The following is an 11,649-nucleotide window of genomic DNA, read 5'->3' as shown; positions in this document are numbered from 1 at the left end:
GATCGGTCACTCCCGTGCTTTGACGGAGGCCAGCGGAGTCGAGGCGCCTGCAGGCATCACACTGGCCTTGCGCAGCGCTGCGAATACTTCATCGCGCGTGCCGAGCATCTGCACGCCGCCGTCACGCAGCATCAGCACCTTGTCGACGGCGCAGAGTACGTTGGGACGGTGGGAAATCAGGACCACGGTGGCGCCACGGCCCTTGAGTTCGGCCAGCGCATCGACCAGGGCCTTTTCGCCGACGTCATCGAGGTTGGCGTTCGGCTCATCCAGCACGATCAGATTGGGCTCGCCATACAGTGCGCGGGCCAGGGCAATGCGCTGCTTCTGGCCACCGGACAGCGGACTACCGTCGGTGCCCAGGCGGGTGTCATAACCCTGCGGAAAACGCAGGATCATCTCGTGCACTCCAGTGATCTTGGCGGCGCGGATGACCGCTTCACTGTCCACTTCGCCAAAGCGCGCAATGTTGTCGGCGATGTTGCCCTCGAACAGCTCGACGTCCTGTGGCAGGTAGCCGAGCCAGGGGCCAAGTTCGCCTTTGTTCCAGGTGAATATGTCCGCGCCGTCCAGGCGCACCTTGCCGGCCTGCGCCGGCCAGACCCCGACCAGCAGGCGGGCGAGGGTGGATTTGCCCGAGGCGGACGGGCCGATGATGCCAAGGCTTTCACCGGGGACCAGGCTGAAGCCCACACCGCGCAGAATCGTGTTGTTGGTACCAGGGGCACCGGCATACACATTCTCCACCGCCAGCATACCCTGCGGCCGCTGCAGCGACATGCTCGGTGGCCGGCGCGGATAGTCGTGCAGCATTTCGTTGAGCCGGGCCCAGGCCGAGCGGCAACCGAGCAGTTGTTTCCACGAAGCGATGACCTGTTCGACCGGCCCCAGTGCACGGCCGGTGAGGATCGAGCAGGCAATCATCATCCCCGGGGTGATCTTGCCTTCGATCGCCAGCAGTGCGCCGGCGCCGAGAATCAGTGACTGCAGCGTGATACGCACGAAGCGCCCGGTGCTGCTGATCAAGGCGGCGCGGTCGGAGGCCAGGGTCTGCATTTCCAGAATGCGCAAATGGCTTTGGAACCAGCGCTTGCTGATCGACGGCAGCATGCCCATGGCCTCGATGACCTCGGCATTGCGCAGGTTGTTGTTGGCGTATTGGGCGGAGGACATGGCGGCCTGATTGGCTTCGGCCAGCGGCTTCTGCGTCGCCTTTTCGGTGAGATAAGCCAGGCCCATCAGAATCAGGGAACCGATCAGCGTCAGCAGTCCGAGCAGCGGGTGGATCAGATAGGCGACCAACAGGTAGATCGGCGTCCACGGTGCATCGAAGAACGCGAACAGGGAATTGCCGGTGACGAACTGACGAACCTGGGAGAGGTCTTGCAGGGCCTGGGCCGGATTACCCCCGGCGCGGCTCAGGTTGCGTTCGAATGCCGCGTTGAAAATGCGTCGGTTGAGTTCCATGTCGAGGCAGTTGCCGACCCGGATCAGCACCTTGGTGCGGACCATTTCCAGGGTGGACATCAGCAAGAAAAGACCCACCACCAGCACAGTCAGCATCGTCAGTGTCGTGACGTTGCGACTGACCAGGGCTCGATCATAGACCTGCAGCATATAAACGGCTGGCGTCAACATCATGACGTTTATGACGCCGCTGAACGCCGCCAGCATGTAAAAGCTGCGGCGCATGCGAAAAAGGGCGTCGGCCAGTTCGGAACGGATGCTCGACTGCTTGGGCATGGTGATCCTCCCACTTCGAAAAGGCGGTTGCCCTTGGGGCGCAACAGCTAACAGTAAATGTAGTCCCTTAAACGACTTATGCACGCGCAGGCTGGTCGCTCTGTGGATGGCGAGTCTTCCGAAATCTCTGCGTTGCTCCCTTATGCAGCAGCGTAGGTCGCGCTGAAACACTCCGAAATAACATTTCGCTCTATACCTGCACTCAACTTTCTATATGTCTTTTAAAAACAGCTAGTTGTGATCACCAAACACCAGTCGTCTGTTTTAACGACGTAATATTGACAAAGATTTGCTATGGAACTTTAGTCTTAGTTATCGGGGGGCCCGCCCGCCTGAAGCTTGTCATCGTTTTGGCAACGCAAGGTGCGGTGATTTCCCGGAAGGAGCAGAGCATGTCGATCATTGCGTTCTTTTGCAGAGTGAAGGGGCTTTCCAGCCAGTTTGCCTTTACCTCCTGTTTCCATGGCCCGCCCAGGGCGCGTACTCGCTCTGCCTGACCGTTCGGCGAGCCATTCACTACGCGAATTCCAGGCGCGTATCCCGGGTCCCGGGTAACGCCAGCTCTCTCGCTAGAAAACAAGACCAACAAACTGCACAAGCCAGCACGTGACTTGGCGCGGATGGACCTTCTCGTCCCGCGCCTTTACCCAGACAGATCGAGGGCAATCCAAAATGGCCAATTTCAACAAGTCGGACCTGGAGTTCATCCTCAAGCAAATCTTCATCGCAGAAGCGAATGCCGACGGCGCCAGCCTCAGTGATTTGCTTCCCAACAGTCAGGTGCCATTCGGCCTGCGTACCGTCGATGGCAGCTTCAATAACCTGGTCACCGGCCAGAGTGAATTTGGCGCCGCGGACAACGCCTTCCCGCGCCTGCTTGATCCTTCCTTTCTATCGCCGGCATACGCCGGGACCGGGACGGTGATCGACCCGCAACCACGGATTATCAGTAACCTGGTCGTCGACCAGACCGCCAACAACCCGGCGGCCTATGCCGCAGCTTTCGACCCGGGCCTGGACGGTGTGCTCAACTTCGGCACGGCGGGTAATGACGACGTACTCAAGGATGGCGTACAGATAGTCACCAGCCCCGGGCTGGATGGCGTTTTTGGCACGGCCGATGACAAGGACGTGTTCTTCATGCCCAACGTGTCGCCGGACGTCGGCCTGACCGCCAGTTTCAACTCGTGGATGACCTTCTTCGGGCAGTTCTTCGACCACGGTCTCGACCTGGTCACCAAGAGCGCTACCGACGTCGTATTCGTTCCGCTGCAGCCGGACGATCCGTTGTTTGTACCGGGCAGCCCGACCAATTTCATGGTGCTGTCACGTGCCGTGCGTACCGCCGGCGCGGACGGCGTAGTTGGCACTGCCGATGATGGCCAGCCCAACACCACTTCGCCGTTCGTGGACCAGAGCCAGACCTACAGCTCGCACCCCTCGCATCAGGTATTCCTGCGTGAGTACGTTCTCAACGCCGCAGGCGATCCTGTTGCAACAGGACGCTTGATTACCAACCGCGATCTCGGCGCCGATGGTGTATTCGGCACTGCCGATGATGGCGCCGGTGATGGCATGGCGACCTGGAAGGTGGTCAAGGCCCAGGCCCGTGACATGCTCGGCATCGACCTGACTGACGCCGATGTACATAACGTTCCGCTGCTGGCAACCGATGCTTACGGCAACTTCATCCGTGGGCCGAACGGCATGCCGCAAGTGGTGATTCGCATCAGCAACGGTGCCGACGGCATCGCCGGGACGGCTGATGACGTCACTCAACTGGTCGAAGGCAACCGGGCTGCTCCAATCAGTCTGACCAACGCCGTGAGCACCGGGCACGCCTTCCTCGACGACATTGCCCACAATGCCGCGCCGGTCGTCGTCGGCGGGGTTCTGCAGGCGGATGCCGACATCGCTGTCGGCAATGCGCAGCCCGTTGGCCCGACCGGCAACAACCTGACCTATGACAACGAATTGCTCGACGCCCACTACATCGCCGGCGACGGCCGGGTCAACGAGAACATCGGCCTGACCACCGTGCACCATGTGTTCCACTCCGAGCACAACCGCCTGGTCCAGCAGTCCAAGGACACCATCCTTGCCTCCGGCGACCTGGCCTTCCTCAATGAGTGGCTGGCTGACGACGTGACCGCGATACCGACTACACCCGCCGAGATCGCGGCGCTGGTGTGGGACGGCGAACGCCTGTTCCAGGCCGCCAAGTTCGGCACCGAGATGCAGTATCAGCACCTGGTGTTCGAAGAGTTCGCGCGGACCGTTCAGCCGCAGATTGACGAATTCCTTGCACCCAACGGTTATGACACCTCGATCAACCCGGCAATCCTCGCCGAGTTCGCCCACGTGGTGTACCGCTTCGGTCACTCGATGTTGACCGAGACCGTCGATCGCTTCGACCCCGCATTCAATCCGCTGCTCACTAACCCGGCCAACCCGGACTCGCAACTGGGGCTGATCGCGGCATTCCTCAACCCGCTGGCGTTCGCCGGTAGCGGGGTGACTGCGGACGAGGCGGCAGGGGCGATCATTCGCGGTGTGACCCGCCAGGTCGGCAACGAGATCGATGAGTTCGTCACCGAAGCGTTGCGCAACAACCTGCTTGGCCTGCCGCTCGATTTGCCGGCCCTGAACCTGGCGCGTGGTCGCGACACTGGCATTCCCACCTTGAATGAAGCGCGGCGTGAGTTCTATGCATCAACCGGTGACAGCCAGCTCAAGCCCTACATCAGTTGGGCTGACCTGGCGGACAGCCTCAAGCACCCCGAGTCATTGGTCAACTTCATCGCGGCCTTTGGCACGCATAGCACAATCACGGCGGCGACCACGCTGGCAGAAAAACGCGCTGCAGCCATGGCGCTGGTACTCGGTGGTGCGGGTTCGCCGGCTGACCGCCTGGACTTCCTCAACAGCACCGGTGCCTATGCCAACGTAACGACGGCCGGCAAGGACGGGGTTCTGGGTACTGCAGATGACCAGACAGGTGTGACGATCACAGGCGTCGATGACATCGACTTCTGGGTCGGCGGCCTCGCCGAACAGAAAATGCCGTTCGGCGGCATGCTCGGCTCGACGTTCAACTTCGTGTTTGAAACCCAGATGGAAGCGTTGCAGAACGGCGACCGCTTCTACTACCTGTCGCGTACCGCGGGCCTGAACTTCGGCACTGAGCTTGAGAACAACTCCTTTGCCAAGCTGATCATGCTCAATAGCGATGTCACCCACCTGTCGAACACCGTGTTCCTGACGCCGACGTTCACCCTCGAGGTGAATCAGGCCAATCAGTTCACCGGCCTGGGTGTAGCCGGCCGCGATGATCCGACAGGCGGCATCATGATCAACGGCGTGGAAGTCGTATCGCTGGTGATTCGCGACAACCCCGACACCGTCGGTCCGGACGCCAACTATCTGCAGTACACCGGTGAAGACCATGTTGTCATGGGCGGCACCGCCGGCAATGACATCATCATCTCCGGTGACGGCGATGACACCCTTTACGGCGACGGCGGCAACGACCGCCTCGAAGGCGGTGCCGGGAACGATGCGGTGCTGGGCGGTGATGGCGATGACATCATCAGCGACTCGTTCGGCGACAACCGCCTGGAAGGTAATGCCGGTAACGATGTGATCGTGGCCGGCAGCATGCTGGCTGCTGGCAACCTGATTCTGGGGGGCGATGGCCAGGACTTCATCATCACCACCGAAGACATCACCACCACCTTCGGCGGCCAGGGTGACGACTTCATCCTCGGTGCCAAGACCAACCTGCCTCCAACCGGCAACGAAGGTGATGACTGGATCGAGAAGGGCACCCAGGACGGTGCGCCTGGCGATAACTTCTCGCCATTGCTCAATGACGATGTGATCGGCAACGACATCTTCGTCGGCGGCGGTGGCTTCGACGAAATGATCGGCGAGGGTGGCGACGACATCTTTGTCGGCAGCGATGCCCAGGACAAGATGGACGGCATGTCCGGTTTCGACTGGATCACCTACAAGAACGACAACATCGGTGTGACCGCTGACCTGAGGCTGGCCGCGCTGGCGCAGCCACACGGCAATACACCAAACCAGAACGCCGGGGTGTTCAATCCGGTCGGCGCCTCGCCGGCCTCGATTCTCGACCGTTTTGCCGAGGTCGAAGGCTTGTCCGGTTCGAGTTTCGGTGATGTGCTCAAAGGCGATGATGTTGATGCGGTCACAATCGTCAACCACGGTGGTGCCACGGGCGGTGCGCTGACCAATGTGGCGTTGATCCGCGGACTGGACCAGTTCCTGGCTGATGCCGGCTTGCCGGTCACCGGCTTTGCCACTGGCAACATTATCCTCGGCGGCGATGGCAGTGATCTGATCGAAGGTCGCGGTGGCGATGACCTGATCGACGGCGACAAATGGATCAACGTCAGGATTGCCGTTTATGATCCGGCTGACGTCAACCATACCGGTCCCGAAATCGCCTCCTTCGACAGCATGGTCGATATGATTCCGCTCATGCTGGACGGTTCCATTAACCCCGGTCAGCTCAAGGCTGTGCGGGAAATCCTGCCCGGCACCTCGACCGGCGGGGCAGCCTTCGACACCGCCATTTACTCCGGGCTTCAGGGCGAGTACACGGTGACCGTCGACGACCGCGGCACCGACGATCTGGCGGACGACGTCTATACCGTGACAGACAGCGTAGCGGGCCGTGACGGCACCGATACCCTGCTGCATATCGAACGCCTGCAATTCGCTGATGACCAACTAGTGCTGGTGGACGGGCTCAATGCCCAACCGACCGGCAGTCCGACTGTCACCGATGGCAACGGCGGCGCGATAGTCGTCGGCGACACGCTGACTGTCAGCGTGGCCGGGCTGCGCGATGCCGACAACATCACGGCGGGTAATCCGCTGGGCTTGATCAACAGCTCTGTGTCCTACTACTGGCAGTTCGAGGCAACTCCCGGCAGCGGCATTTTCGAGGACATCATCCTGTTGCCGGCCGGTGACCTGGCGTTCCAGAGTGCCGATGGCACATCGTTCAAGGTCTCTCCCGACCTTGCCGGGCTGTCGTTGCGGGTCAAGGCGATCTACCAGGATGCCCATGGCACCACTGAAATGATGTTCTCGCAGCCGACCTCCGTGGTGGCTCCGGGCACACCGGTCGTACCGACGGCGCCAGTACCGGTCGTGGATGCAACCGCCGGTGGCGCAGGCCTGCACATGGTCCGCTCCGACCTCAACTTCATTCTTGACCAGATCAAGATTGCCGAGGCTGAAGCGTCCGGTCAGGACATCCTCTCGCTGATCCCGAACATCCGTGCGCCATTGGGCCTGCGGGCGGTCGACGGGTCGAACAACAACCTGCTGAACCTCAACGGCAACAATCACACCGAGTTTGGTGCTGCCGACAACGTCTTTCCGCGGTTGACCGATCCGGTCTTCAATCCGGCAGAAGGGGGAACGACGTATGCGAGCAACGGCGGCCTTGTGATTGACTCGCAGCCGCGCACCATCAGTAACCTGATCGTCGACCAGACGTCGAACAACCCGGCGGCCTATGCCACGGCTTTTGACCCGGGTGCGGACGGAGTGCTCAACTTCGGCGCGGTGGGTAACGACGACGTGCTCAAGGATGGCGTACAGATAGTCGCCAGCCCCGGCATGGATGGTCAGTTCGGTACTGCCGATGATCACGATGTGTACCTGTTCGAGAACACCGCGGCGGATGCGGGGCTGTCAGCTCCGTTCAACGCCTGGATGACCTTCTTCGGGCAGTTCTTCGACCATGGCCTGGACCTGGTGACCAAAGGTGGCTCGGGCACTGTCTTCATTCCGCTTCAGCCGGATGATCCACTGTTTGTCCCAGGTAGCCCGACCAACTTCATGGTCCTGACCCGCGCGACCAACCAGCCAGGGCCTGATGGCGTTCTCGGCACGGCCGACGACATCCATGAGCACACCAACACCACCACGCCGTTCGTGGACCAGAACCAGACCTACAGCTCGCACCCGTCGCACCAGGTGTTCCTGCGCGGATATGAACTGACCGCCGACGGCCCTGTCGCGACAGGCCGGTTGATCACTAACCGTGACCTGGGGGCGGATGGTACCTTTGGTACTGCTGACGACGTTGAAATCGGTGGCATGGCCACCTGGAAGGTGGTCAAGGCGCAGGCCCGTGACATTCTCGGTATCAACCTGACCGACGCCGATATCGACAGCGGCCCGCTGCTGGCGACTGACGCCTATGGCAATTTCCTCAAAGGGCCGAACGGCTTCCCGCAAATTGTCATTCGGGTCAACAACGGGGCAGACGGCATTGCCGGTACCGCCGATGACGTCACTACGCTTGTCGAAGGTGATCCGGCCAATCCGGTCAGCCTCGTGAACGCAGTGCGCACGGGGCATGCCTTCCTTAACGATATCGCGCACAACGCCACTCCGGTCGTTGTCGGTGGGGTTCTGCAGGCGGACGCTGACGCCGATGTCGGCAATGCGCAACCTGTTGGCCCAGGCGGCAACAACCTGACCTACGACAACGAACTGCTCGATGCTCACTACATCGCCGGCGACGGTCGGGTCAACGAGAACATCGGCCTGACTGCAGTGCATGCGATCTTCCACTCCGAGCACAACCGCCTGGTCCAGCAGACCAAGGACACCGTGCTCGATTCGGGTGACGTGGCCTTTCTCAATGAGTGGCTGCTCAATCCGGTGACCGCATTGCCTGCCACCCAAGCCGAGTTCGATGCGCTGCAGTGGAATGGCGAGCGCTTGTTCCAGGCTGCCAAGTTCGGCACCGAAATGCAGTATCAGCACCTGGTGTTCGAGGAGTTTGCGCGGACCATCCAGCCCCGAGTCGACCTGTTCTTCGCACCGACCCAGGTCTACGACGTCGACCTCGATGCCTCGATCGTCGCCGAGTTTGCCCACACCGTATACCGGTTTGGCCACTCGATGCTGACCGAGACCGTCGATCGCTACGACATCGACTTCAACGTGATAGGCGATCCGGCCAGCGCCAATCCCGATCAGCAAATGGGCTTGATCGCGGCGTTCCTCAACCCGCTGGCGTACGCCGCCAGTGGCGTATCGCCAGAGGATGCGACCAGTGCGATCGTACGTGGGGTAACACGGCAAGCCGGTAACGAAATCGACGAGTTCGTCACCGAGGCGCTGCGTAATAACCTGCTCGGCCTGCCGCTCGACCTGCCGGCGCTCAACATCGCCCGTGGCCGCGACGTGGGGATTCCCTCGCTCAACGCGATCCGCCGCGATATCTACAGCCAAACCGGTGATACCCAACTCAAGCCGTACACCAGCTGGGTCGATCTGGTGCAGTACCTCAAGCATCCGGAGTCGTTGATCAACTTCATCGCGGCCTACGGCACGCATGACACGATCACGGCAGCGACCACGCTGGATGGCAAGCGCGCAGCAGCTCTGGCGCTGGTCTTTGGTGGTGTGGGTGCACCCGCTGATCGGCTGGACTTCCTCAACAGCACTGGTGCCTATGCCAACGTGACGCTGCCTGGCAGGGATGGGATAGCGGGCACTGCGGACGACCTGAGAAATGTCACGATCACAGGCGTCGATGCCATCGATCTCTGGATCGGCGGCCTGGCCGAAGCGAAAACCCCGTTCGGCGGCATGCTCGGCTCGACTTTCAACTTCGTATTCGAGAACCAGATGGAAAAACTGCAGGACGGCGATCGCTTCTACTACCTGGAGCGTACCTCTGGCCTGTCGATGAATGCCGAACTTGAAAGCAACTCGTTCGCCAAGCTGATCATGGCCAACACGTCGGCCACGCACTTGCCGGGCCTGGTGTTCTCGGATCCGGGGTTCTACCTGGAAGTGGATCAGGGCAGGCAGTTCAACGAAGGCCTGCTATCCGTTGATCCGCTCGGCCCGAACGGCGAGCAGGTGGTGTTCCGCGACAACCCGCTGACCGTGGGGGCGGACACCAACTACATCCGCTACAACGGTGCCGAGCACATTGTGCTGGGTGGCACCGATAACGACGACATCCTCATCTCCAGTGAAGGTGATGACACGGTCTGGGGCGATGGCGGCAACGATCGCATCGATGGCGGTGACGGCAACGACCAACTGCGTGGTGGCACCGGCGACGACATCATCACTGACACCGGTGGCGACGATAACATCCAGGGTGGCGACGGCAACGACGTGCTGCACGGAGGCAACGGCATCAACCTGATCATTGGCGGGTTCGGCAACGACTTCATCGTGACCGGTGAGGACGCCTCCGAAGCCATTGGTGGCCAGGGCAACGACTTCATCCTGGGCAGCAAGGCCAACGAACAGGACATGGGTAACGAAGGCGACGACTGGATCGAGAAGGGCACTTCGGACGGTGCACCTGGCGACAACTTCGACCCGCTCGGCAACGACCCTGTGATCGGCCACGATGTATTCATCGGCGGTAACGAGAACGACAAGTTCAACGGCGAAGGCGGTGACGACATCATGGTCGGCAGTCTCGGCATGGGTGACCGCTATATCGGCGGCTCCGGCTATGACTGGGCGACCTTCAAGGATCTCGCCCAGGGCGTGAGCATCGATTACACCGACCGCTTCTTCGATGTGCCACCGATGCCGGGTTCGGGAGCCTCGGCGCTGGTGCGGTTCGACATCATGGAAGGTCTGTCGGGTTCGTCCCACGGTGACTTCCTGCGCGGTGACAACGAGGATGCGACATCGCTGCCTACGGCGGGTGCAACCGGCAGTGTGCTGACCAACATCAGCCTGATCAACGGTCTGGCGGGCCTGTTGCCAGCCGGAGCGACGTTCTTCGACGGTGGCAACATCATCCTCGGTGGCAGCGGCAGCGACCTGATCGAAGGTCGTGGTGGTGATGACATCATCGATGGTGACAAGTGGCTGAACGTGCGCATCAGCGTACGGGCGAACGCTGATGGAAGTGGCGCGGAAATCGCCACGTTCAACAGCATGGAACCCCTGGTGCCGTTTATGCTCAACGGTACTTACAACCCGGGCCAACTGGTCATCGTGCGGGAGATTCTGACCGGCACTGACGACTTCGACACTGCGGTGTATTCCGGTAATGCGTCGGAGTACAGCATCACCCTCGACGGCAATGCCGTCATCGTGACCGACCTGGTGGCGGGCCGAGATGGCGTGGATCGCCTGACGGGCATCGAGCGTCTGCAGTTTGCTGACCAGGCGCAGACGTCCGGCGTCGGCACCGCCGTGAACAGCGGGCCTGTGGGTCGTCTGGCGATCCTCGATGCTACCACCGGTGCGCGTGAGGATACGCCTGTCGCGGGCCAGCTGTTGCGTGTCAGCGATCGGTCGTTACGCGACGCAAACAGTGTGAGTGCGGCCAATCCGACCGGTGCGGTTACCGGTGCGGTGTCTTACTACTGGCAGGTCGAAAACATCCCGGGTTCAGGCATCTTTGAAGACATCACCGTTATCGCCGCAGGCGAGGCTTCGCGGGTGACTGGCGCGACCTATCTGGTGACGGACGATGTCGCCGGTCTGAACATCCGCGTTCGGGCGGTGTATCAGGATGGCAGTGGTACGCTGGAGATCGTCGACTCGTCGGCGAACAACGCACCGACCGCTGGGCCGGGCATCCTCGGGTCTGCGTTTCTGAACGAGGTGCTGACCGCCGACGTGTCGACCATCGTCGATGTTGATGGCCTCAGCAATCCGCAGTTCACCTTCCAGTGGCAGGAGACCAATGGGGTGACCTTCGTCGACATCGCCGGAGCCACTGCCAGCACCTTTGCGCTTGGCCAGGCTCAGGTCGGTGATCAGGTACGCGTGGTAGTCAGTTACGTGGATGACTTCGGCGTGGCCGAAAGCGTTACGTCCGACGCTACGGCCCCGGTGGCCTCCGGTGTAGTGTTTGTCGGTACC

At 61.2% G+C, this 11,649-nt stretch carries 2 protein-coding genes; one reads left to right on the top strand and one right to left on the bottom strand.

Annotated features, from left to right (window positions below; translation table 11 throughout):
• Positions 1-6: 6 nt before the first annotated feature.
• The gene (locus PMI26_RS25920; protein ID WP_007970744.1) at positions 7-1,743 is read right to left on the bottom strand and encodes a type I secretion system permease/ATPase; all 1,737 of its coding nucleotides are present in this window, start codon (positions 1,741-1,743) and stop codon (positions 7-9) included.
• A gap of 672 nt (positions 1,744-2,415) precedes the next feature.
• Between PMI26_RS25920 and PMI26_RS25925 the strand changes: the two genes are divergently transcribed.
• The coding region (locus PMI26_RS25925) for a peroxidase family protein (RefSeq protein ID WP_007970743.1) at positions 2,416-11,649 on the top strand (9,234 nt) is incomplete at its 3' end.

It is taken from the genome of Pseudomonas sp. GM33, assembly GCF_000282295.1.
In the GTDB taxonomy this organism is placed as follows: Bacteria; Pseudomonadota; Gammaproteobacteria; order Pseudomonadales; family Pseudomonadaceae; genus Aquipseudomonas; species Aquipseudomonas laurylsulfatiphila.
Note: the sequence above shows the minus strand (reverse complement) of the source record. Positions and strands in the feature narration are given on the sequence as shown.